Source organism: Paraburkholderia sp. BR13439 (genome assembly GCF_040948805.1).
Taxonomy (GTDB): domain Bacteria; phylum Pseudomonadota; class Gammaproteobacteria; order Burkholderiales; family Burkholderiaceae; genus Paraburkholderia; species Paraburkholderia youngii.
Window position 1 is genome coordinate 417,404 of the sequence record NZ_JBFPKN010000005.1, and the last position, 21,532, is coordinate 438,935.

The following is a 21,532-nucleotide window of genomic DNA, read 5'->3' on the forward strand; positions in this document are numbered from 1 at the left end:
CATGACCGGACCGCTCGAAGGACTCAAGGTCGTCGATTTTTCCCGCGTGCTGGCCGGCCCGCTGTGCGCGCGGACGCTAGCCGATCTTGGTGCCGATGTGATCAAGATTGAGCCTCCGCGACCCGATGTGTCGCGCGCCGCATTTCCGAATCGCGACGGCATGTCCGGCTACTACGCTCAGCAAAATAGCGGCAAACGCAACATCAGCATCGATCTGAACGCACCGGGCGCACGTGATTTCGTGCTACGCCTGTGTGACGACGCCGACATCGTCGTCGAAAATTTTCGGGCTGGTACGCTCAAGGGTTTTGGACTCGACTACGCGACACTCGCGCATCGCAATCCCAAGCTGGTCTATGTTTCGATCACGGGCTACGGCCAACACGGTCCATGGGCGTCGCGCATGGCCTATGCGCCGACCGTGCAAGCCGAAACGGGATTCACGCACAACACACTGCGACATTTCGATAACGCCAGCGACGGCCGTAAATGGACCGATCCCCTGTCGCACGCGGACGTCTATGCGGGCCTGCAAGCGACCATCGCCGTGCTCGCGGCAGTGCGCAAGCGAGAAGTCACCGGGCGCGGCCAGTACATCGACGTCGCGATGGCGGCCGTGATGCTGTCGATCAACGAGCGCGCTCACCTCGATCTCGCGGGTGTGGATACGGGCGCGGAGCCCGGCATCCTCGGTGCCGCCGACGGACCTCATTTCGTCGGCCCGGGTGGCGAAGAGTTTGTGGCGGCACAAAGCATCGTCGGCAGCAACACGTTTCCGAATTACCTGAAGGCGATGCGTCGTATGGACCTGGCGCACGATCCGCGTTTCTGCACTGCTGAGCACCGCCTGCGGAACTACAAGGCACTGCACGCAGTGATCCAGGCCTGGATGCGGTCATTCCGCGATCTCAAGACGCTCGATGCCCAACTCGACGAGGCCAAGATCGCGATCGGCCAGATTCGTACGTTGAAGGAATTGGCCGAGACCGATTGGGCCAGGCAATGGGGTGCGGTGCACGAGATTTCGGATCGCCGGGGCGGCTCATATCTGATACACGGCTATCCATGGCACTTTTCCGATGACAAGCTTGGAATGCGCAGCGCGCCCGCGTTTCGCGGCGAGCACAACGAGCAGGTTTTCCGCGAAACGGGCCTCGCGGATGCCGAAATCCGCAATGCAATCGATAGCGGCATTCTGGTCGGTGGGCCGCCGCCATCAACGAAGAAGATCGGCGCTACCGTTGTTTCGCAAGCGCGCGAATTGCAGAAAGTCGCGGACGATCTTTGATCGCCGAGGTACGACTCGTATTCCCGATATCAACGCATCACGTCGGAGGACTGGATGGAAGTGGTGAAACAAGCCTGCGTAGAAGCGTCATCGTCGGATGACAACGCCCTCCTTCGGAAAGCCTACGCTTCGGCGCAATGGAGGATATTGCCGATACTGTTCGGCTTATGGATGCTGGCGTGGGTCGGCCGCTCGAACGTTGCTTTCGCGAAGCTGCAAATGGTCGTGGATCTGCGATTCAGCGAGACAGTGTATGGACTGGGCGCCGGCCTCTTCTTCGTCGGCTACGTGCTGTTCGGCGTCCCTGCCACGATGCTGCAAAAGAAGTTCGGCGCGCGCGCCGTGCTCGCTGGTACCGCCGGCGCGTGGGGACTGACCAGTGTCGCGATGACGTTCGTCAATAACGCGCCGACGTTCTACGCATTGCGGTTCCTGCTCGGTGTGTTCGAGGCTGGATTCTATCCGGGTGTCGTGTTGTACTTCAATGCGTGGTTCCCGGGAGAAAGGCGCACGCGCAACTTCAGCATCTTCCATTCAGGATCGCTCTTCTCGACGGTCACGATCGGCCTAACGGGGGGCTTCGTGCTCGAGCACATGAACGGACTGGCCGGCTTTCAAGGCTGGCGATGGATGTTCTTCGCTCAGGCCATCCCTACGGTCGTGTTGGCGTGCGTTGCGTTCATGATACTTCCGGATCTGCCTCGCGGCGCCAAGTGGCTTTCGGCGCGCCAGCGTACGCTCGTCGAGGACAATCTCCGAAATAGCGCCGAAACGATGAACGATGCACACGACGAGGACCGGCCTCTTTTCCTCAACCCCGCCGTCTGGATCGTGAGCGCGGCCTACTTCTCCCTCCTCGCCGCGACGGCCGCACTGTTTTTCTACTCCCCGACGATACTTCGCGAGGCGGGATTCGGCGGATACAAAGAGATCGGCCGTGCAGTCGCGGGTGCCTGCATTTTAGGGGCATTGGGCAATGTGCTTATCTGTAGCATCGGGGGCAGTGCGCAGCGTCGGCGGCTCTTCTGTGCGCTGGCGTCGTTTTTTACTGCGGTGAGCCTTTCGGCGCTCGTCTTCGTATGGCACAGCAGCCTCATCGCGACGTTTTTTCTCCTCGCTCTGGGCTTCGCGGGAACTGGAGCGGGTATCACGCTCTTCTGGCAAATGACTGTCGGCCTCCTCAGCGGTAAGTCGTTAGTGGTCGGCGTGCCGTTGATCAGTTCCGCCGCCAACGTCGCAGGCTTCGTTACACCCTTTCTTATCGGATATGTCCGCGACGCGACTGGAACTTACGCGAGCGGGTTCATAATGATTGCGTGTGTCCAGGCGATCGGCGTAGCGGTTCTTCTTTTTGGCGTGCAACACATTGTCAGGAGGCGATCGCCCGTTGACGACGTATCGGTTCGATGCTCCACTTGATCAGTCGATGCCAACGGGCCGGACCGGGTAGTCATGGCAAGCGCCGCGTTGTGCGCTAAAAGGCGGCCTTCGGCGCTGTCTGCCTGGAGCAGATGGGCATGCGGTGTAGCCTGACATCCAGCCACGCCAGCAAGCCGCCAGAATGCGCGTAGTCATGCTCGCCTGTCTAGCGGCCCATCCGGATATTGCTTGCCTCTTTGCGCAGAATTTATAATCGATTCCTTGTTTTGCTCCACCAACGAAGGCCACGTGAGTCCTAAGTCATCTATCACAAAGAACGCGGATTACCACCATGGCAATCTGCGCAATGCGCTCATCGAAGCGGGGCGCAACGCGCTCAAGGATGTGTCTGCACAAGATCTGAGTCTTCGTTACCTCGCGCGAATGGTGGGCGTATCAGAAGCCGCGCCCTCGCGACATTTTGCCGGTATCGACGAACTTCTGGCCACGATCGCGGCGAGTGGATATCGCGACCTCGCTGCGTTGCGCGTTGCGATCCGTGACAGCGACGACACCGCACTTGCCAAAGCGTACCGGATGATGCGGGTGTATGTTGAGTTCGCGCAGCGCCACAATGGACTGTTCGGTCTGATGATCGGACCTCGCATCGTGGCGCATCAGGCGTATCCAGAACTCACCGAGGAAAGTAACAGGTCTTTTGGGTTGTTTTCCGAGACGATTGAAGCACTAGCTATCGAGAGTGGCTGGCCCCATGCCGATCTCAAGCTAGTGACTCATGCCGCGTGGAGCATGGAACATGGTCTCGCCACCTTGATCCTGGCGAACCGTGCACCGAGGGCGGACACCAGGGTCGCAATACCTAAGTTGATCGATTTCGTCTTGATGACGTTGCTAAGCGCGATCACGGCCGGCCCGGATCATCTCCAGCGCGTGATTCAGCAGTGCATGCTCTCTGAAAAGCCTGTGTTGACCCGCACAGCGCGCAAGCGCGCCAAAGCGTAGCCGTCGTCGCTGTCAAATGTGAGCGCCGCCGCAGCATACTGTTCTGGAGGTGTTCGACATCGTGATCAACGAGGGACGCTGTGGAGTTCGGTCGCACTCCCAGCATGGTCACGCTGTGCCCCAGCTACCACGGAATGTCGCTAACCATGTACGACCTCGCAGGTAGCAACCGACACCGGGGTAACCCATCATCAACCATTTTGTGGCTGCGCCTCGAGATAGCCGACCCGCACCGGCGGCACGAACCACGCGAGACACAAGCCGACCATCGCAGCCACAGCGGCCACGATGAGGCCAGTGTGGATCGAATCCACGAGCGCGCTGCGCGCCGAGCTCATCATCGCGTCGCCGGCGTGCCCGGCGCTCACGAGGCGACTGATCAGCGCGGCCTGCTCGGCACGGTCCACGAGCAGTTCGGGACTTGCAAACGACTTGAACCACTGCGCCGCCTGGTATGAATCTAACGAGCGATTCACGCCCATCGTGTAAAGGTGCCCCAACAGCGCGCCTGTCATCACCGTACCAAGCATGCCGCCGAATGTGCGCAGCGACTGCAGCAATGCGGTGGCGGCGCCGAGATGGTCTCGCGAGACGATCTGCTGCGAGCAGACCGTGAGGCTCGTGCCCACGAGGCCCAACCCCAGGCCGCTCGCTCCCATGCACGCCATCCACACGAGGTACGGCTCGTGGCCTCGCAGCACGACCACCGCGAGGCTCGCAAAAGCGGACAACGCGAAGCCGACGTAGAGGATCGCGTTGGCGCGCCGGATGCGCGTGACCACGCGGTTATTGATGAAGCTGCCGACCGTCGTGCCGAGCAGGAGCGGCGTGATCAGCATGCCCGAGGCACGCGGAGACATCGCATAGCCGCCCTGAAACAGCAGCGGCACGTAGAAAACGAGAGAGAACAGCGCGAACCCGCCGAGCATTGACATTGCAAAAAGCGCACCGAGCCTGCGGTCGAGCAGCATGTCCACGGGGATGATCGGATAGCCCATGCGCTTTTCCCAGAAGAAAAGCGTCAGCGAACAGACCAGCGCGATCACGGCCAGTATGATTGTAGAAGCAGTCCATCCTTGCCTCGGCAAGAGCTCGATCGCCAGCTGCAGCGCGCCGAACGTCACGGCGACGACGAATGCGCCAAGCCAGTCGAGGCGCAGCCGCGCGCCGTCGCGGGCATGGCGCAAGTGCGGAAGGAAAGCACGCACGAGGAACAGCGCCACCACACCCACCGGTACATTGACGAAAAACACCAGCCGCCAGCTTCCGTGCTGAGTGAGCATGCCCCCGAGCATTGGCCCGACCATGTTCGCAAGGCCAAACGCCGAGGTCACGAACACCAGCCAACGCAGGCGTAGCCTCGGATCGGGGAACAGGTCGGCGACGGTCGCGAACACCGTCCCCAGCATGATGCCGCCACCGATGCCCTGAAGTCCGCGCGCGAGCACCAGAAACAGCATGTTGGTCGCGATCCCGCAGAGCACCGATGCGACGGTGAAGACAAGGATGGCGGACAGCATGAAGGGCTTGCGACCGAACAGATCGCCCAGGCGCCCGAAGATCGGAATTGTGATGACCGACGTAAGCATGTAGGCCGTCGCGACCCACGCATAGAGTTCGAAACCCTTGAGCTCCGCGACGATGCGCGGCATCGCGGTGCCAACGATGGTCTGGTCGAGCGCGATCAGCATCGAAACCGACGCGACTCCGAGCATCGCGAATATCGACTGGCGAAATGGCAGCAGTTGCCGTCGTTGATCGTGAAGTTCGATGCCAGTGGCCATGAAGCGCTCCTCGCCGCTGAGAAGCGGCAGATCTGCCGCGCGCCGCCCGGTTTCGTCGAACCGGACGGCCCCGCGTGTGCAACCTTCATGCGTTCTGCAGTGATGGTACGCCCACAAACGCGAACGTGACGGCTGAATCGCGGGTGTTCGTCAGAGGCCTGCATGCGCTCAAGCGAATCGCAAGGCGGGGGGATTGCGCGATCGGAGCGCCCTCGCGACGGCGTCGGTCAACGGCGTTGACGTGAACGCATGCGACTTCCGTGTGTCCGGTCAGCTAAAAGGGCGAACGGCCGTCGCTTAGACCGACCCGCCGGATATGTGCACTGCTGCGGCGCACTTCAAAGATCCTGGCCGGTAATCTCGGTACGCTCTCCGTTAGATGGAGGCATTTTGCGTTCCGCCACTCCCGCTAGCCTTGGCCTTGCCAACTGAAACGCGAGCAGCAACTGCTTCTGGCTGTCGTCAGCCGCTCCGAGGTATTCGCAAACAACCTCTGGCCTGAGTTCGAAGGCGCGGTATCCCCAGCCAAAGCCGTATGCAGAGAACCACAGTGTTGACTGGCTGGCGACGACGGGGGCTGTCAGATTAATGTATGACGAATCCATGGCGTTCGCTCTCCAGACGAGTGGTAGACGACGCCGATTGTCCCACACCAGCCTTCATGGCCAGGTACTCGGCGGACATCAATGCGCTAGTGCGTGCGCGTGCCGGCCTGGTCGAGCATGGCACGCGCGTTTTTGGAGGTTTCGATCCGACGTCGTGCGTGGAGATTTCGAAGCACGGCACGCGCTCGTCCCCGACGCGGTAGGCCGGCTCAACCGTCGAATGATTGCGACCCCGGCTCGCAGCTGACGGCGACTCCGACGCCTATTTCCCGGGACCGAAGCGGTTCGTGGCTTCAAAGTCTGTAGCAGGTCGAACACCGGATGATGGCACGCATCGCAGCAGACAACCTGCAACCGTCGCGGTCGCCCCAGCAGATCGCCGGATTGCTCAGGCGCGCGTAGCGGCAACGTGGATTGCCCGTGTCGCAGGAGATATTTGACTCACCGCTTCCGCGCAACCTCAGCCCGCAGTTACAGCATCTCCAGCGCGAGCGCGATACCCTGACCGCCACCGATGCACAGCGTGACTATGCCGCGCTTCAAGCCATCGCGGCGCATCGAATGGACGAGACGCGTAGTCAGCACCGCGCCGGTTGCGCCGATCGGATGACCGTGCGCAATCGCGCCGCCTTCGACATTGACGATGTCATGTGGGAGTCCAAGCTGCTGGGCAACCGCGAGCGGCACCGCAGCGAATGCCTCGTTGATCTCGACGCGTTCGACGTCGCTAAGCTTCCAGCCCGCTCGTTCCAATGCAATATGAACGGCCGGCACGGGACCGAGGCCGAACATGCCGGGCTCGACTGCGGCAATACCGAAAGCGGCGAGACGCGCACTCGCTTCGATGCCCCTCGCGTCGGCATAACCGCGCTGGGCCACGATCATCGCCGCCGCACCGCTGTTCAGGCCGGGAGCATTTCCCGCGGTAATTGTGCCGTCGGGACGGAACGCGGGACGCAGCTTTGCCAGCGTTTCCACGGTCGTCTCCGGACGCGGCTGCTCGTCGCGCGCGAACTGAACGCTCCCCTTACGCCCTGCAATTTCGACGGCGACGAGTTCGGCATCGAATGCGCCGCGTTCCTGCGCAGCCGCGAAACGCTGCTGCGAACGCGCGGCCCACTCGTCCTGAACACGCCGCGTCAGGTCAGTCTTCGTCGCGAGATCTTCCGTGTGCCAGCCTGAGTGCTCACCCGAGAAGGCATCCACAAGACCGTCGCGCAGCATGCTGTCATGCACTTGTGCGCTACCCATGCGAGTGCCCCACCGAGCGGTGTCGAGCAGATACGGCGCGCGCTCCATGCTTTCCATCCCACCGGCAACCGCGACGTCACCATAGCCAAGCGCGATTTCCTGAGCCGCAGAGACGATCGCCTGCGCGCCCGAGCCACAGACGCGGTTGACGGTGAGCGCCGGCACCGACACGGGCACGCCGCCGCCGATGGCGGCCTGTCGCGCCGGATTCATCCTGTTACCGGCCTGGACGACATTGCCCATCACGACGGACGACAGCGCTTTCGGATCGAGCGCGGCGCGCCGCAATGTTTCCCTCACGGCTAGCGCGCCTAGCGCAGTCGCGGGGACGTCCTTCAACGATCCACCGAACGCGCCAATTGGTGTGCGAACGGTATGGGCAATGACAACTTCACGGGTATTCATCGATCTTCCCTGGAATGAAATGCTGCGCTGGTGTTCCTCTGGCGAAGGCGGCCGACCAAGTTTGGTCGATTCGCTGTCCCCCGGGTCTGGCAGATACTGTAAGAAAGGTCCGCACAGGAAGATAGAGTGTGCCGATCAAAGCATCATTCCAAAGCGATCAATAATCACGGCGGAGGCTGGAAAGCGCTTTTCTCAAGCGCGGCACGCGCATTGACACCACGATCATCGAGCGGTGACCGAGCTGACACTGAGCGACCGAATTAAGTATCTTACGAAATCGCACGGCGACTCAACGGCGAGAAGTCCAAATACCCGCCGCGGCATCGACATCGTATAGTTCATCCAAAGCGTTCGGTAAGCGAGGCATTTGCAAAACCTTGCGACGCTCTTCGATTCGAGCTTCCAGAAGGCCCGCATATAACGCGGCATACGTGAGGGAAACATCAAGACGTCGCAGGGATCCCGGCGACCCTGACCGCCATCGCATGCGGCTGGATCGAAGACGCCACGGTCGACATGCTCGCGGCCGACAAACGCCGCGACGCCGCGATGCGCCAGATCGCGGCGCGTTTGCTAGCCGCCGTGAAACGGATCGGCCATCCGGTGTCGTACTTTCTTTGGCTTCCGCTTGCTCAGGAAGTGCGCGCGGACGCGATCGCGATGGCTTTGAGGCGCGAGAAGATTGCCGTTTCGACAGCGCACCCGTTCGCCGCGTCGGCGCATGTGCCGCACGCGATCCGGCTCGCGCTCGGCTCGGTCGGCCTAACGCGTTCTACGAAATCGTCACGCTGTCGGAACGTGGCGAGCCAGTCAGACCGATCGGTGGCCCCACGGTGATGACCGAACCCTTCGCAGAGCGAGCGTTCGACACGGTCCTGTTCACGGGCGGCGATCCCGGCGCGGCGCGGCCGTCCCCGGGGCTGCTCGCCTACGCACGCCACAGCGCGCTGACGGCCCGGCGGGTCGCCGCGATTTGCACGGGTGCCTTCGTGCTGGCGGAAGCGGGTCTGCTCGACGGCAAGCGCGCCACCACGCACTGGGTCTATGCGTCCGCGCTGCGCACGCGTTTTCCGCGCATTCGCGTGGAGGAAGACCGGATTTACGCGGTCGACGGTTCGGTCTGGACGTCGGCGGGCATGACAGCGGGGATCGATCTCGGGCTGGCGTTAGTTGAGGCCGACCTGGGCGTGGACGTTGCGAGATCGGTCGCGCAAACGCTCGTCGTCTCTCATCGGCGCGCCGGTGGTCAGTCCCAGCATTCAGCGTTGCTGGAGCTTGATGCGAAGTCCGACCGCATTCAGTCCGCGCTGACCTACGCGCGGAAGAATCTCGCGCAACCGCTGCTGGTGGAGCAACTGGCTGAAGTGGCGCGTCTCAGCCCGCGTCAGTTCAGCCGCGCGTTCCGGGCGGAGACGGGGCAATCGCCCGCCAAGGCCGTGGAGAGACTGCGTCTCGAAGCGGCGCGCCTCATGCTGGAACGAAGCCGCCATACGGTCGAACAGATCGCGCAACAGACGGGATTCGCCGACCCGCGCCGCATGCGCGATGCGTTCACTCGGGCGTTCGGCCAACCGCCACAGGCGATACGTCGCAACGCGCGCTCGGCCGCGCTAGGGTGAGGCGCACGGCGTCGCACCGTCTACGATCAGTAGGTCTGGTCGGCAATGACGCGCGCCACCGTCCGCAGCGATTGCTCGAGTGTCGATCCAGCGGGCGATTCTCGGGGGTTTCGACTGGGGAGCGCGTACGGCAAATATCGTCGCCGCGCTGTGGCCGCGACGGTGCCAGGCGTTGGTGTCGGTGAGCGGGTATCTGATCGGGAGCCAGGGCGTCGGCGCCAAGCCATTGCCGCCGAAAGCGGAGCTTTCGTGGTGGTATCAGTTCTACTTCGCCACCGAGCGCGGCAGGCAGGGCTATGAAGCGAACCGCAACGACTTTGCGAAGCTGATCTGGCAACTCGCGTCGCCGAAATGGTCCTTCGACGATGCGACGTTCGAACGCTCGGCGGCCGCGTTCGAGAATCCGGACCACGTTGCCGTCGTGATCGACAATTACCGTTGGCGTTTGGGTTTGTCGAGCGGTGAGCCTCAATACGACGCGCTGGAGAAGCGCCTCGCAGCAGCGCCTGTCATTAGCGTGCCGACGATCGCGCTGGAAGGCGATGCGAACGGCGCCCCTCATCCAGAGCCCGCATCGTATGCGAGGAAATTCGTCGGCAGATACGCGCAACGTACTATAGGGGGCGGCATTGGTCACAACTTGCCCCAGGAGGCACCGCAGGCGTTTGCTGACGCGATAATCGAAGTGGCTCGCTACTAGCTTCGAAACCAACGTGCACGTTCGCGCGCACCTCAGTATGCGGCGCGCGGACATGCACTCGAGCGGCTAACCTCGCGGCAACCCGGGCGCCCGCACCCCTTCGATTATTGATCCGCCTGAAATAATCCATTCAGCGGCACCCTCTTACTCCTCGCCGAGCCCTTCCCTACAGTAGCTGCACGACACACGGGATACCAACGCTACCAGCCGGTCTCCCGCATCCCTGGCTCAAGAGGAGACGCTCATGAATCGGCAGGCGCTTTATTTCGACGACCTCCAGGTCGGCGACACCTCCATCACCGGTACGTACGAAGTCAGCGCGGCCGCTATCAAACGGTTCGCCGCGGAGTTCGATCCGCAGCCATTCCATCTCGACGAGGAAGCCGCCCGCGGCACCATGTTCGGCGGCCTCGCAGCGAGTGGCTGGCATACCGCGGCGATCACGATGCGCCTGCTCGTCAGCGAGGGCCCGAAGCTGATCAACGGCGTACTCGGAGCCGGCGCCCACGTCGAATGGAAGACGCCGACGCGCCCCGGCGACATCCTGCACGTGGAAAGCGAAGTGGTGGAACTGATCCCTTCGCGCTCACGCACCGATCGCGGAACCGTCGCGCTGCGATCGAAAACGATCAATCAGCACGGCCAGATCGTGCAGGACATGACCGCAAAACTGATCGTCGCACGCCGGCCTGCGTAACGCCGATTGCCCGTCACTTCGCAAGGACCTCCATCATGATCGTCGATCCCTCCACCCAGGACGCCGCCGCGAACTACAAGCTGTTGATCGGCTCGATTCTGCCGCGCGCCATTGCGTGGGTCAGCACGCTTTCAAAAGACGGCGTCGCGAACCTCGCGCCAATATCGTTCTTCACCGCGGTCGGCCGCAAGCCGCCGATGATCTCGATCTCGATGCAACCGCGTTCCGACGGCGTCACGCTGAAGGACACATTCATCAACATTCGCGACACCGGCGAATTCGTCGTCAACATCGTCAATCTCGAACTCGCGGATGCGATGCACCGCAGCGCTTTCGAATTCCCGTCCGACGTCGACGAGTTCGAAGCAGTTGGCCTGGAAAAGGCGGCATCGCTGATGGTCCGGCCGCCGCGCGTGAAGGCCGCGCCCATCGCGCTCGAATGCAAGGTCGATCGGATCATCCCGATCGGCGACCAGCACGACCATGTGGTGTTCGGCGAAGTGCTGCGCTTTCAGATCCGCGACGACCTTTACCTCGATCGCGGCCGCATCGACACCGCCGCACTGCAAGCCGTCGGTCGCCTTGCCGCCGAATACACGGTCGTGCAAAGCGCGTTCACGACGCCGCTCGACCCGCAGGTGCTCGCGCGACTCCAGGACCACCGCATCGGCCGGCTCGATGACTTCGCGGACGGTTACTCGCCGATCGACGCGGCGAACTGGTCCGCATCCGGCGCGACTCGCTGATTTTCAATTCCAACAGCCTGACAGGGAACATCTATGAATCCCACTCATCCGAGCCGGCCCTTGCTCGTGTTTATCCACGGATTCCTCGACGGTGCCGCAGTCTGGGACGACCTCGCGCAGCATTTCGGCGAGCGCGCATCCGGCGCACTGTGCGTTGATCTACCGGGAATGGGGGCGCGCGCCGCCGACCCCGGCCCATACAGTCTCGATCGTTTCGCCGCGGACATCACGACGCAGATCCGCGCGCTGTCGCGGCCGGTGGTGCTGATCGGTCATAGCATGGGAGCGCAGATCGCCGAACTCGTCGCGGTACGGCTAAACGAGCAGGTACGAGGCCTCGTGCTTCTGACGCCGGTACCGTTGCGCGGCACCCGTCTGCCGGCCGAAGCGATGCGCGGGTTCCATGCGCTCGGCGGCGATCCGGTCGCGCAACGCGAGTTACGTCGCAACGTGTCGGTGAATCTCGACGACGCCCAACTCGAGCGGCTTGGTCAACTGGGCGACCGTGTCGATGCAAACGCGACAGGCACCTTCGCCGACCTCTGGAACGAAGGCCATCCGACGGGTGCGAACCCTTCGCGATACCTCGGCCCGGTGCTGATCATCCGCGGCGATGGAGACACCTTCGCCACGGCCGAAACGATCTCGCTCGGCGTAACGCCACGTTTCAGGGCGCCGCACGTCACATCGATCGAGCGCGCCGGTCACTGGCCGCACGTCGAGCAACCCGCCGCGATCGCGCATGCCGTCGGATCTTTTCTCGCGAACATCGAGGCCAACGGGGCAGGGCTGAACGCTCCAGACGTGCCGGTGTCGCCGCAAGGATGGACCCGCGCGTTCGGGCAGAAATCCGCCGATGCGTTCGCCGAGACGTTCTCGCCCGATGTGATGCTCGAAGCGAGTGTGCTCGCGAAGCCGGTCGTCGGCATCGATCAGGTCAAGACCGTCATGACCACCGCGAGCCGGATCTATGAGTCGCTCTCCTTCACGCACGAGGCACACAGCGGGCTGCGCGATTACCTCGAATGGGAAGTGCAGGCCTTCGGCGGCGAACAGATGCGCGGCATTACCGTCCTGACGACGAATCCGCAAGGCAAGATCGTGCACGTGGCGATCCATCATCGTCCGCTCGGCGGTGCGCTCAGATTCTCGGCTGAACTCGGCCATCGTTTGCAAGGCGTGGTCGACGCGAGCCTCTTTTATCGCAGCGCGTAATCCGCGCGCTGAGTCACATTCCCTGGAGATTGAAATGGTGAAACGTACCGACGTTGAATTCGAAGTGGACGGCGGCGTCAAGCTGCGCGGCTGGCTGTTCGTTCCCGCCGGCGACGGACGCCGCCCCGCGATCACGATGGCACATGGCTACGCGGGTGTGAAGGAACACGGACTAGAACCGTTCGCGCGCGCTTTCGCGGAAGCCGGTTTCGTGGTGTTGCTGCACGACCATCGCGGCTTCGGCGCGAGCGAAGGCACGCCCCGTCACGACATCGATCCGTGGCGTCAGATCGCGGACTGGCGGCGCGCGATCAGCTTCCTCGAAACGCTTGACGTCGTCGATCCGAAGCGGATCGGCCTGTGGGGCACGAGCTACGCGGGCGGTCACGCGATCGTGCTCGGCGCGACCGAGCGTCGCCTGCGCTGCGTCGTCGCGCAAGTACCGACGATCAGCGGCTACGAACAGGGGCTGCGCCGCATTGCGCCGGAGAATGTCGCCGCCCTCGAAGAAGCGTTTGCCGATGACGATCGCGCGCAATTGCGCGGCGAGCCGCCGCGGCGTCAGGCGGTCGTCAGTAGCGATCCCGCAGTTGCCGCGTCGTATCGAGCGAAAGACGCTCTCGAATTTTATTTGCAGCCGCTGCCGGATGGAGCCTGGGAAAACAACGTAACGGTTCGCTCGACGCGTGCCGCACGAATGTACGAGCCGGGCCAATGGATCGCGCGCGTTTCGCCAACGCCGCTGTTGATGGTGGTCGCGACGAGCGACACGATCACGTTGACCGACCTCGAACTCGCAGCCTACGAACGCGCGCTGCAGCCCAAGCGGCTCGTGACGATCGAAGGTGGACACTTCGACCCGTATCTGCCGCAGTTCCGCCTTTCCAGCGAAGCCGCTGTCGAGTGGTTCAAACATCACCTCGCCTAACGTCCATCCCCACGACAAAGGATCTCTCCATGGCTCACCTGACTGTCCATTTCGACGAAGGGCTCGCGACGATCGTCATCGACCGCCCTCCACAAAATCGCATCGACGACCAGATGATCGACGAGCTGGCCGCAGCAGTCACCGCGATCGAGCGCAGCGACGCGCGCGCTGTGCTCGTGCGCAACGAAGGCGAAAACTTCTCGTTCGGCGGCGACATCATGACGTGGCCCGATGCGAACGTGCGTGAGCTGCGTGCTCGCTTCGAGCACTACATGTCCGTGTTTAACCGCTTCGAGCGTCTTCCGGTGCCGGTCGTCGCCGCTGTGCAAGGGCTGTGCTTCGGCGGCGGCTTCGAACTCGCGTTGCGCGCGGACGTGATCTTGGCGGCCGAATCCGCGACGTTCGGCCATCCCGAACAGACGCTCGGCATCGTCACCGTGCTCGGCGGCATCTATCGGGTCGCGGAGCGCGCCGGTCGAGCGCGTGCATCCGAGTGGGCGCTGACATCGGAGAAAGTCCCGGCCGCGACGATGGAACGCTTTGGCATCGTCAATCGCGTCGTTGCCGACGCCGATCTGCTGAAGGCTGCATCCGATTTCGCGCGCAAGCTCGCACACGGCCCCACGCGCGCCTATGCCGCGCACAAGGCGCTGCTGCGCGCGTGGGCGGGGGGCGGTGTCGCGGCCGCTGACGAAGCGATGTTCGACATTGCGATGCCCTTGTTCGAATCCGACGACGCACAGCGGGGCATCCGTTCCGCCGTCGAGGCGCTGAAGGCCGGACGTCCGAGGCCGGTCATGGACTTCACCGGTCAATAGCAGCGGGGCTCGCGATTTGCGGTCTAATGGCGTCTTCCCCATATAACGGAGACGCCGATCATGGACCGCATCGCAGCGATGAATGCCTTCGTCCGTGTGGTGGAAGCCGGCACGTTCACGAAGGCAGCGGAAACACTCGACATGCCGAATGCGTCGCTCACGCGGCTCATCCAGAAGCTGGAAGAAGAACTGAAGGTCCGTCTGCTGCACCGGACGACGCGCTCGGTCACCGTCACCCCGGAAGGCGCGATCTACTACGAGCGCGTCGTGCGCCTGCTTGCGGAACTCGCGGATATCGAATCGTCGACCACGCATGCGCGCATGAAACCGTCGGGCCGACTCCGTGTGGAGGCCGCGACGGCAATCGGCGCGCTCGTGGTGGTCCCGGCTCTCGACGACTTTTACCGCACCTATCCCGAGATCGGAATCGAACTCGAAGTCGGCAATGAACGCGCCGATCTGATCGCCGAAGGCTTCGACTGTGCGATCCGCGCCGGCACGGTCGACGAGCAGTTCATGGTGGCCCGGCAGATCGGCAGTTTCGGTTTCACTACATGCGCGACGCCCGCGCTGCTCGATGCGCACGGCGCGCCGGCATCACCGGACGAGTTATGCAATCTGCCGACGATCGGCATGATTCCGTCCACCGCAGGCTACCCGCCGTCGTTCCCGTTTTTGTATGACGATCGGAAAGAGGGACTCCACTTGAGTCATCGGCTCGTCGTCAACGATACGAATGCATATCTCGCGGCTGGCCTCGCCAGTCTCGGCGTCATCCAGGCGCCGACCTACTCGGTGCGCGACGCAATCGTCGCGGGCAAACTCGTGCCTCTCCTCGTGGATTGGCGGCAACCGATTATCCCCGTGCATGTCATCTACGCACCCAACCGTTATCTGAGCGCGAAAGTGCGCGTCTTCATCGACTGGCTCGTGGAACTATTCGAACGGGACGAACATTTGCGTCGTCGGTGAGGTGACAGGGATGCGCGGGCGCGAAATCGGCGAGGCTTCACCCTTCACGCTCGCTCGGGCGTGGTGATCACGCCAACGCAGGCCAAAACGCAAGCCGTTTCTAGCAGCAACAAACCCGGGTGTCAGGCTCATCCACTGCGCACGCAATGCGCTCGTCCATGCCTTCGCTGAGGGATTCAAGGCGTGGCATATCCCGCTTTCGGTGGCTTCAATCTTTCGTTGTCTATGAAGAGGCTCAAACGCGGGCAGCGCGCTTTCCGATCGAGCGTGAAAAAGTCCGGACGTCAGCGGGCATGTCGGACACTTCGCGGAACGCGGTCTGGATCATCTTTTCGGATTCCGCGACCTAAAGCACGGCAAACGAGGCCATCGCGGTGTCAGAAACCGCGTGTGCATCACCCGCGCATTCGTGCTAGTCACTGACAGGATTGCTGCCCGCGCTGAGCGCGGCCCGAACTTCGTCTACCGTCTGCTCAGGCGCTTGCAGATGCGGAAAATGGCCGAGTTTAGGGAGAATCGAAAGCTTCACGCCGTTACGGTTCGCGTACTCAACGCCCATTTCCTTCCTGATATAGATATCCTGCTCACCCCACACCACCTTCACGGGGATCTTCAGGGTTGCCATATTGGCTTCGAAGTAGTCCTGGTCGCGGGTGAAGTGAGAGTAGTAGTGAAAAAAGGCATCTGCCGAAGTGACGTCACCGCCCCACCCTTTCGCCATATCGTCCTTGAACTCCTGGGACAACGGGTAGCGCTCCCCCTCCGACAAGCCGCGGAAGAATGTGTTTGCAAGGATTTCGTCACGGTTCTTGTTCATCGCAGCGCGCACGACGTCGGACGAAGGCTTTGACTTCAGGCCCTGCAGGCTTTCGTACATGTACTGTGGGCGGTTGAACGGGGCAAAGTCGCCAACGATGATCTCCCTTGCGATATCCGGTTGCTCCAATGCCGCCAGCAGCGCAGGCAGGGCCCCGATATCGGTCGCGTAAATCACCAGCTCCGAACTGTCGATGCCGGACGTGCGGATATAGTCAGCCAGCACACGCGCATAATCCTTCGGCGCGTACCCGAAGCGATCAGCGCCTGGACGCGAAGACTGCCCGTAGCCAGGCCAGTCAAAAGCATGCACCTCGTAGTCGCTGGACAGGGATTCGGCGATTGGCTTCCACGCATACATCGTCTCCGGGAAGCCGTGCAGGAACAACACCGTACCCTTGGGATGCGCGGGCCGATAGACCATATGACGCAGCGTCATGTCGGGATTGACCTGCACCTCGCCGACTTCAAGCTTCGGCGCCGACGAGGCTGACGTCGGCACAATTCTGGATGCGGCAACGCCCACAGCTACGGCGGGAAATACTGTCGCCTTCATTACGAATTTGAACATGATAGTGACTCTCCGGTTTAGTGAGAATTTGCGCCAAGTAATTGCGCTTCGTCGTTTCCGAATTCCATGTGGCGCCGAAGCGGTGGCGCAGCGGCCCTGTACGCTCCAGCGCTTTCTACTGGGGCGAAGGCGAATTCAAAAGCTTACCCAACGGCTTCAGTGGGCCTATTGGGAGCAGCGAAAATGTCATCAAGTGCGCTTTCCCCAATGGAAGTGCCTCGAGCATTTCATGCGCTTGACTCACGTCGTTAACGTTCAAAATGAACGCCACCCCAGCCCGGTCTTGCAGTGAATACCACTGATCAATCTTGCCCTCGAGGTAGAGTTGCGCCGTCTCGCGAGCTTCGGACGGAAGAATGTCTTGGACAAGCTGCATGTCCGTGCCCGGTGGAAAAGTACCAATCGCCAGTATCTTCGTGGTCGGCGTGGCTGGCATCGGAGTGGTGTGGGCCATGGAAACTCCAGCAGAAGCGATCAGCAGAGTGGCTGTCGTCAAGTTAAGAAGAAGCCGTTTCATCGCACGGCCTCGAACACCGTCTGTGACTGCAGTTTTCAGCCGCTCGATCAGATCGGTCGTGCGATAGCGTTCGCGTACGCCATCAGGAGCATCTGTCATCGAGAAGTCGCTCCAGTGCAGCCGTCCTCGCGTGAGGCCGCGTCCGATACCTTATTCAGTGCCGCTGCTTCCGGTCCGCTCAGATAGCGATCACGAAAGCGCTCATCGACCCGCTCCCACATAAGTTTCGAAAACAGCAGCACCGCGTTGAGCGGGCGATGACTGATGACCACGGACTCCGTCTCGCCGTGCTCGTTCATGTGCGCGACGACCACCGTCTCGATCGGCATACCCTGGATCTGCGAGCGATAGGACTCCATATACAAACTATCGCCAATCGCGCCCTTATAGCTGTGTTGCTGGAATTCGTAGAGTGAGACCGCGTGTTTGATCACGGAGAGAATATCGGCTCGTCCTTCGATCGGACGCTTCAGCACGGAGGCCTCGAGCGTCGCGTTTTCAGCGAGGTTCGTCAGCCAGAGCGGCGGACCGCCTGCGGGTGCCATTACGGGGGCTGTGTCGTTGAATTTCATGCTGGGCGCTCCAGTGACGATTTGCTCGCAATGCCTGCGCTGGCGGCATTGAGCGCCGCTTCGAGCGTGATGCGCGCTTTTTCGAGGCGGCGTCGGGCAAGCCGGGCGACGCCTGCGTCGCGCTCCGGCTCGCCCGCCAGCAGCGCATGAATATCGGGCAGCATCCAGATCGCGCCGCCCGTACCCCAAGCGCCATCGGGTATCTCGGTTGGGAAGACCCAGACGCGCGGCGCGACGTCATCGAACGGCCTGTTCTCCGCGCGTGCCACCGCTTCCGTGACCTGTCTGATGAGCAAGCGCCGCGATTCGTCGGTATATTGCCCCTCGGGTACGGACGGGATGATCCGGTAGCGGATCGTGTTCGTGCGTTCACCGCCGACGTAGATCGCAGCAGGCCGATGAAGATAGAATACAGTGACACGCTGTGCGATCCGACTGGCGGGATCGTACCCTTCGGCCCTGATGAGGATGTCGGTCAGTTCCCTGACGAGGCGCGCTTCGGCTTCGGACGTCAAGGCATTCTCGGGCCACAGTGCATCGATCATTGGCATGGCGCTGCTCCTGCTTTCAGTTCATGGAATGTGGCCATGATCGGGGTTTACCGGTTCGCCCAAAAGTGGCAGAATCGCCATTATTCGTGGAATTTCGGACACGCTTATGGCTATCGTGCGCATCTGGGTCTATGACGGAATCCTCGCGTCCGGCGTCGCGGGCCCTGTCGACGTCTTGAGCGCGGCCAATCAGTTCCATGCGCGCAAGACTGCACCGGGAACGACATCCGCGCCCCTGTTCGTATGGCGCGTGGAATCGCTCGACGGTCATCCCGTCAGGTCTGCGTCGGGTCAGACCATTCACGTCGACGGCAAGATCGACCCGCGCAAACGGGCGGACGCCGTTTTGCTGACGGCACCGTTTTTCTCGAACATCGACGAGTTCATCGGGCGCCGCGAGCAGTTGAACGAACTGTCTTCCGCGCTGCGGCGCCAACGCAAGGCAGGTGCCGTGCTGGCGGCTTATTGCACGGCGAATTACCTGCTCGCCGAGGCCGGCCTGCTGGATGGCCGCGCCGCAACGACGCACTGGGCGAGAGCTGCAGACTTCGGGCGCCGCTATCCGCGTGTCGAAGTTCGCGCACACGAACTGCTGATTGCGCAAGACGGCATCATTTCGGGCGGGTCAGTGACGTCGTATCTGAATCTCGCGGTGCGGCTCGTCGAAACATTCGCCAGCGAAGAACTCGCTACGATGACTGCGAAGGCGCTGTTGATCGACATGAACCGGACGTCGCAGGCTTCCTTTGCAACGCTTCTCGACGAACATGGGCACACCGACACGCTCGTCGCGCGCGCCCAGCAGCAGATGGAAGCTACGTTGCAGCAGGGATTCCGGTTGTGCGATCTGGCGGCATCGCTTGCTGTCAGCGAACGCACGCTCAATCGCCGTTTCAAGGAAGCCGTCGGGCTGGCACCGTTGACGTATTTGCAAAACCTGCGCATCGAGGTCGCGAAACGCCTGCTGGAAACGCGCCCAATTGGACTCGAGGCCGTAAGCCAACGTGTCGGTTATGGCGATATCAGCACATTTCGACAATTGTTCAAGCGCAAGACCGGATTGTCTCCGAGTGAATATCGAATGAGGTCTTCGCGTGGCGCAATGAACATGGAAGCCGAGCCGGACAGCAAAAGCGACTGAGACGTCACGACGTTACGCCACCCCAGTGGTCACTCCCTTCCCTCTCTCGCCCCCCATCTCCGTTTTGTACCCGAGAGTATCTACAAACAGATTGGATGCGCGCCCTTAGTGCGTTTCCCGGAGAAAATTACCAGGCGTCGAAGAGTTGGACCGAAAAGGCATATCACAACCTGATTTACTTCAACAAGCCCGAAACTGGCGGGCATTTTGCGGCGTGGGAACAACCGATGAACTTCGCGAATGAAGTGCGTACGGGGTTAAGGCCCTTGCGCGCGTAAATGCGAAGCGCTCCGGCACGCAAGTGTCGGAGCGCTCACGCTGTCGGGCAGATCGAACGCAGCAGTGATCAATCTCGGCCAGATCAGCTCGCGCGGCGGCGATGTGTTCCTGATTGCGCGACACGGACTGGAAACATTCGCGCGGATGGCCGCTGGATAGCGTCATGGTCCAGCGAGTGCAAGCGGCCACAAACGGCCGCCCGCATACGTTGACGGTTCGACATTCGGGCGCGCGCTCTGCCTTGTGACGGGCCGTCCCATGTCAGAGAAGAACACTCAGTCATCGGGTAGAACGCTCATAATTCACGATGCGTTGGACGTCATTCGCGAGGAACCAGCGAAGCCCTTCAGTGCGAATGAGGCGTGCCCTCGGGGACCGTGAACGTCACCGTCTGCCGGCACTCCGTGCAATCAGCGAATACGTGATGTTGAGCGTCGACCAACTCCACGAGCATCTTGTGCTGGCCGGGTGGCAGACCCGCGACGCTGATTGTATTGACATCATTCGCTTCTACCCAACCCCAAGGTAAATCGTCGATGTGTACGTGCAGATGCCCGATTCGTGGAGACACGGTAAGCGCGGCTGCCCCGAACACCGGAACGATATGCACGTTCTCCACCCAATATTGGATCCAGACGATCCCGTGGGCCAGCCCTGCCGGAAGCGGCGTGTGATCCACGATCAGTTTGGGCTGGGGCTCGTTTTTGATGGCGACGTACGGTGAAGCGATCCCGACCTCCCCGGTGCTCTGGGCGAAGGCGTTCGTTGCGAGCACGGCACCAGCCGTAACTGCGGCAAGCGTTTTGATCAGCATGTTCATTTGCGTTCTCACTAGTTGATCCCCAAGTAGAGAAAGTCCGAATAACTTAGCTTGGAATCGCTGGGCCATGTCATGGCAGTTGGACAGATGTGACTTCCGAAGCTCTGGGACAGCGATGGCGTATTTGAGCGGGTGAGCGTATCCCGCTGATGTCAGAAAGTCGGCTGTACGTAAGCGTAGATACGGTGGGATACAAAAGGATGCGGTGCGGGGCGGACGCCTGCGCTGAGAATCAGTCGATGCTCAACGTGACGCCCGGTTGCCGGTCAGCGACAGAACCATGAGCGAACGTCGGTTGAGGCTCTGACAACGGCCCGTTCTGATGGGATCACTCTCACGGAGGCTCTGAGGTCGTGCACAGCCGCTCGACGTCAACTGAAGCTGCCGCTTGCCCAGACCGGCCGATAGAGGGTATCGGCCTTCGAGTCGACTGATTAGAGGCTGGTCGTTGACAACGAGCTGCAATTGAGATCCGCCGCGCGCCAATTCGCGTCGGATGGTCGGGGGAATTGAAATGCCCTGTCGGTCTGACGCGATTCCTGCTGCACCGCGCGCGGAAATGTCTTTGTTCAATTTGCGCCTGCGTCGGTATCCTCGCGCGCGGATTCAATACTGTCTTTGGATCTTTCTACTCGGGGCGCGGCAAGGAGCGTTCATCAATTTGCGCGACTACCGGCGACCCCGCTCACAGGATTTGCGGACGACAAAAGAACAAAATAACGACGAGAGATGGAATATCAGGGACTTTCGAGTCGGTAGTGGCACGCGCAAACTGGCGCGCACAGCGGCGCGCGAAGCGGCGTGCTGTTTTCTTCCGAACGACGAGGTGAACCATGAACAGTCCCATCACGATCG

Annotated in this window: 18 protein-coding genes and 4 pseudogenes; 14 read left to right on the plus strand and 8 right to left on the minus strand. The window is 61.7% G+C overall.

From position 1 onward, the window contains the following. Window position 1 precedes the first annotated feature (1 nt). The 3 genes from AB3X96_RS13485 (at window position 2) to AB3X96_RS13495 (ending at window position 3,670) form a co-directional block, all read left to right on the plus strand. Window positions 2-1,288: a CaiB/BaiF CoA transferase family protein gene (locus tag AB3X96_RS13485; RefSeq protein WP_368590126.1), complete on the plus strand. Its 1,287-nt coding sequence runs from the start codon at window positions 2-4 to the stop codon at window positions 1,286-1,288. A gap of 54 nt (window positions 1,289-1,342) precedes the next feature. After that, a complete protein-coding gene (locus AB3X96_RS13490; protein ID WP_368590127.1) occupies window positions 1,343-2,707 on the plus strand; it encodes an MFS transporter in 1,365 nt (454 codons plus the stop codon). Window positions 2,708-2,956: 249 nt separating this feature from the next. Continuing rightward, window positions 2,957-3,670 (plus strand): TetR/AcrR family transcriptional regulator, encoded by a 714-nt coding sequence (locus AB3X96_RS13495; RefSeq protein ID WP_368590128.1) that lies wholly within the window; start codon window positions 2,957-2,959, stop codon window positions 3,668-3,670. 191 nt (window positions 3,671-3,861) lie between these two features. Here the strand turns inward: AB3X96_RS13495 and AB3X96_RS13500 are convergent, their stop codons facing one another. The 3 genes from AB3X96_RS13500 to AB3X96_RS13510 form a co-directional block, all read right to left on the minus strand. Then, window positions 3,862-5,454 (minus strand): MDR family MFS transporter, encoded by a 1,593-nt coding sequence (locus tag AB3X96_RS13500; RefSeq protein WP_368590129.1) that lies wholly within the window; start codon window positions 5,452-5,454, stop codon window positions 3,862-3,864. Between the two features lie 338 nt (window positions 5,455-5,792). Further along, on the minus strand, window positions 5,793-6,059 hold the full coding sequence (locus AB3X96_RS13505) for a hypothetical protein (protein ID WP_368590130.1): 267 nt from the start codon (window positions 6,057-6,059) through the stop codon (window positions 5,793-5,795). 471 nt (window positions 6,060-6,530) lie between these two features. Then, window positions 6,531-7,715: an acetyl-CoA C-acyltransferase gene (locus tag AB3X96_RS13510; RefSeq protein ID WP_368590131.1), complete on the minus strand. Its 1,185-nt coding sequence runs from the start codon at window positions 7,713-7,715 to the stop codon at window positions 6,531-6,533. A gap of 471 nt (window positions 7,716-8,186) precedes the next feature. Between AB3X96_RS13510 and AB3X96_RS13515 the strand changes: the two are divergent. The 9 genes and pseudogenes from AB3X96_RS13515 to AB3X96_RS13555 all read left to right on the plus strand — a co-directional run. Next, window positions 8,187-8,552, plus strand: a pseudogene (locus AB3X96_RS13515) (PLP-dependent aminotransferase family protein); the annotation flags it as partial. After that, window positions 8,489-9,334: pseudogene (locus AB3X96_RS13520) on the plus strand (GlxA family transcriptional regulator); the annotation flags it as partial. The pseudogenes AB3X96_RS13515 and AB3X96_RS13520, both read left to right, overlap by 64 nt. A gap of 79 nt (window positions 9,335-9,413) precedes the next feature. Continuing rightward, window positions 9,414-10,034, plus strand: a pseudogene (locus AB3X96_RS13525) (alpha/beta fold hydrolase); the annotation flags it as partial. 244 nt (window positions 10,035-10,278) lie between these two features. After that, window positions 10,279-10,731: a MaoC family dehydratase gene (locus tag AB3X96_RS13530; RefSeq protein ID WP_368590132.1), complete on the plus strand. Its 453-nt coding sequence runs from the start codon at window positions 10,279-10,281 to the stop codon at window positions 10,729-10,731. A gap of 35 nt (window positions 10,732-10,766) precedes the next feature. Then, window positions 10,767-11,477: a flavin reductase family protein gene (locus AB3X96_RS13535; RefSeq protein ID WP_368590133.1), complete on the plus strand. Its 711-nt coding sequence runs from the start codon at window positions 10,767-10,769 to the stop codon at window positions 11,475-11,477. 33 nt (window positions 11,478-11,510) lie between these two features. Further along, complete coding sequence (locus tag AB3X96_RS13540; RefSeq protein ID WP_368590134.1) at window positions 11,511-12,692, plus strand: alpha/beta fold hydrolase; 1,182 nt, start codon at window positions 11,511-11,513, stop codon at window positions 12,690-12,692. Between the two features lie 34 nt (window positions 12,693-12,726). Beyond that, window positions 12,727-13,620 carry an alpha/beta hydrolase gene (locus AB3X96_RS13545; RefSeq protein WP_368590135.1) on the plus strand — a complete coding sequence of 298 codons (894 nt, stop codon included), beginning with the start codon at window positions 12,727-12,729 and terminating at the stop codon, window positions 13,618-13,620. 29 nt (window positions 13,621-13,649) lie between these two features. After that, window positions 13,650-14,438 (plus strand): enoyl-CoA hydratase/isomerase family protein, encoded by a 789-nt coding sequence (locus tag AB3X96_RS13550; RefSeq protein WP_176106249.1) that lies wholly within the window; start codon window positions 13,650-13,652, stop codon window positions 14,436-14,438. Between the two features lie 60 nt (window positions 14,439-14,498). Then, complete coding sequence (locus AB3X96_RS13555) at window positions 14,499-15,410, plus strand: LysR family transcriptional regulator (protein ID WP_368590136.1); 912 nt, start codon at window positions 14,499-14,501, stop codon at window positions 15,408-15,410. Between the two features lie 412 nt (window positions 15,411-15,822). Here AB3X96_RS13555 and AB3X96_RS13560 read toward each other — a convergent pair whose 3' ends face one another. The 4 genes from AB3X96_RS13560 to AB3X96_RS13575 form a co-directional block, all read right to left on the minus strand. Beyond that, the gene (locus AB3X96_RS13560; protein WP_368590137.1) at window positions 15,823-16,797 is read right to left on the minus strand and encodes an alpha/beta fold hydrolase; all 975 of its coding nucleotides are present in this window, start codon (window positions 16,795-16,797) and stop codon (window positions 15,823-15,825) included. 115 nt (window positions 16,798-16,912) lie between these two features. Then, window positions 16,913-17,413: a hypothetical protein gene (locus tag AB3X96_RS13565; RefSeq protein WP_368590138.1), complete on the minus strand. Its 501-nt coding sequence runs from the start codon at window positions 17,411-17,413 to the stop codon at window positions 16,913-16,915. Further along, on the minus strand, window positions 17,410-17,886 hold the full coding sequence (locus AB3X96_RS13570; protein WP_176106252.1) for a hypothetical protein: 477 nt from the start codon (window positions 17,884-17,886) through the stop codon (window positions 17,410-17,412). Before AB3X96_RS13570 ends, AB3X96_RS13565 begins: the two co-directional genes overlap by 4 nt. After that, window positions 17,883-18,437: a 4-oxalocrotonate tautomerase family protein gene (locus AB3X96_RS13575; protein WP_368590139.1), complete on the minus strand. Its 555-nt coding sequence runs from the start codon at window positions 18,435-18,437 to the stop codon at window positions 17,883-17,885. Before AB3X96_RS13575 ends, AB3X96_RS13570 begins: the two co-directional genes overlap by 4 nt. 106 nt (window positions 18,438-18,543) lie before the next feature. On the opposite strand from AB3X96_RS13575, the gene AB3X96_RS13580 reads away from it, so the two are divergent. Further along, window positions 18,544-19,578, plus strand: coding sequence for a GlxA family transcriptional regulator (locus AB3X96_RS13580; RefSeq protein ID WP_368590140.1), 1,035 nt, complete (start codon window positions 18,544-18,546; stop codon window positions 19,576-19,578). A gap of 101 nt (window positions 19,579-19,679) precedes the next feature. Further along, window positions 19,680-19,856 (plus strand): annotated as a pseudogene (locus AB3X96_RS13585) (epoxide hydrolase); the annotation flags it as partial. A 347-nt stretch (window positions 19,857-20,203) separates the two neighbouring features. Here AB3X96_RS13585 and AB3X96_RS13590 read toward each other — a convergent pair. Then, window positions 20,204-20,677, minus strand: coding sequence for a DUF6130 family protein (locus AB3X96_RS13590; protein ID WP_368590141.1), 474 nt, complete (start codon window positions 20,675-20,677; stop codon window positions 20,204-20,206). Between the last annotated feature and the right edge of the window lie 855 nt (window positions 20,678-21,532).

Excerpts from the sequence above, each read along its gene's own strand:
- AB3X96_RS13580 (WP_368590140.1), top strand. The coding sequence starts at position 18,544 with ATGGCTATCGTGCGCATCTGGGTCTATGACGGAATCCTCGCGTCCGGC.
- AB3X96_RS13540 (WP_368590134.1), top strand. The coding sequence starts at position 11,511 with ATGAATCCCACTCATCCGAGCCGGCCCTTGCTCGTGTTTATCCACGGA.
- AB3X96_RS13485 (WP_368590126.1), top strand. The coding sequence starts at position 2 with ATGACCGGACCGCTCGAAGGACTCAAGGTCGTCGATTTTTCCCGCGTG.
- AB3X96_RS13545 (WP_368590135.1), top strand. The coding sequence starts at position 12,727 with ATGGTGAAACGTACCGACGTTGAATTCGAAGTGGACGGCGGCGTCAAG.
- AB3X96_RS13535 (WP_368590133.1), top strand. The coding sequence starts at position 10,767 with ATGATCGTCGATCCCTCCACCCAGGACGCCGCCGCGAACTACAAGCTG.
- AB3X96_RS13490 (WP_368590127.1), top strand. The coding sequence starts at position 1,343 with ATGGAAGTGGTGAAACAAGCCTGCGTAGAAGCGTCATCGTCGGATGAC.
- AB3X96_RS13575 (WP_368590139.1), bottom strand. The coding sequence starts at position 18,437 with ATGCCAATGATCGATGCACTGTGGCCCGAGAATGCCTTGACGTCCGAA.
- AB3X96_RS13530 (WP_368590132.1), top strand. The coding sequence starts at position 10,279 with ATGAATCGGCAGGCGCTTTATTTCGACGACCTCCAGGTCGGCGACACC.
- AB3X96_RS13550 (WP_176106249.1), top strand. The coding sequence starts at position 13,650 with ATGGCTCACCTGACTGTCCATTTCGACGAAGGGCTCGCGACGATCGTC.
- AB3X96_RS13560 (WP_368590137.1), bottom strand. The coding sequence starts at position 16,797 with ATGTTCAAATTCGTAATGAAGGCGACAGTATTTCCCGCCGTAGCTGTG.
- AB3X96_RS13555 (WP_368590136.1), top strand. The coding sequence starts at position 14,499 with ATGGACCGCATCGCAGCGATGAATGCCTTCGTCCGTGTGGTGGAAGCC.
- AB3X96_RS13505 (WP_368590130.1), bottom strand. The coding sequence starts at position 6,059 with ATGGATTCGTCATACATTAATCTGACAGCCCCCGTCGTCGCCAGCCAG.
- AB3X96_RS13500 (WP_368590129.1), bottom strand. The coding sequence starts at position 5,454 with ATGGCCACTGGCATCGAACTTCACGATCAACGACGGCAACTGCTGCCA.
- AB3X96_RS13510 (WP_368590131.1), bottom strand. The coding sequence starts at position 7,715 with ATGAATACCCGTGAAGTTGTCATTGCCCATACCGTTCGCACACCAATT.
- AB3X96_RS13565 (WP_368590138.1), bottom strand. The coding sequence starts at position 17,413 with ATGACAGATGCTCCTGATGGCGTACGCGAACGCTATCGCACGACCGAT.
- AB3X96_RS13590 (WP_368590141.1), bottom strand. The coding sequence starts at position 20,677 with ATGAACATGCTGATCAAAACGCTTGCCGCAGTTACGGCTGGTGCCGTG.
- AB3X96_RS13570 (WP_176106252.1), bottom strand. The coding sequence starts at position 17,886 with ATGAAATTCAACGACACAGCCCCCGTAATGGCACCCGCAGGCGGTCCG.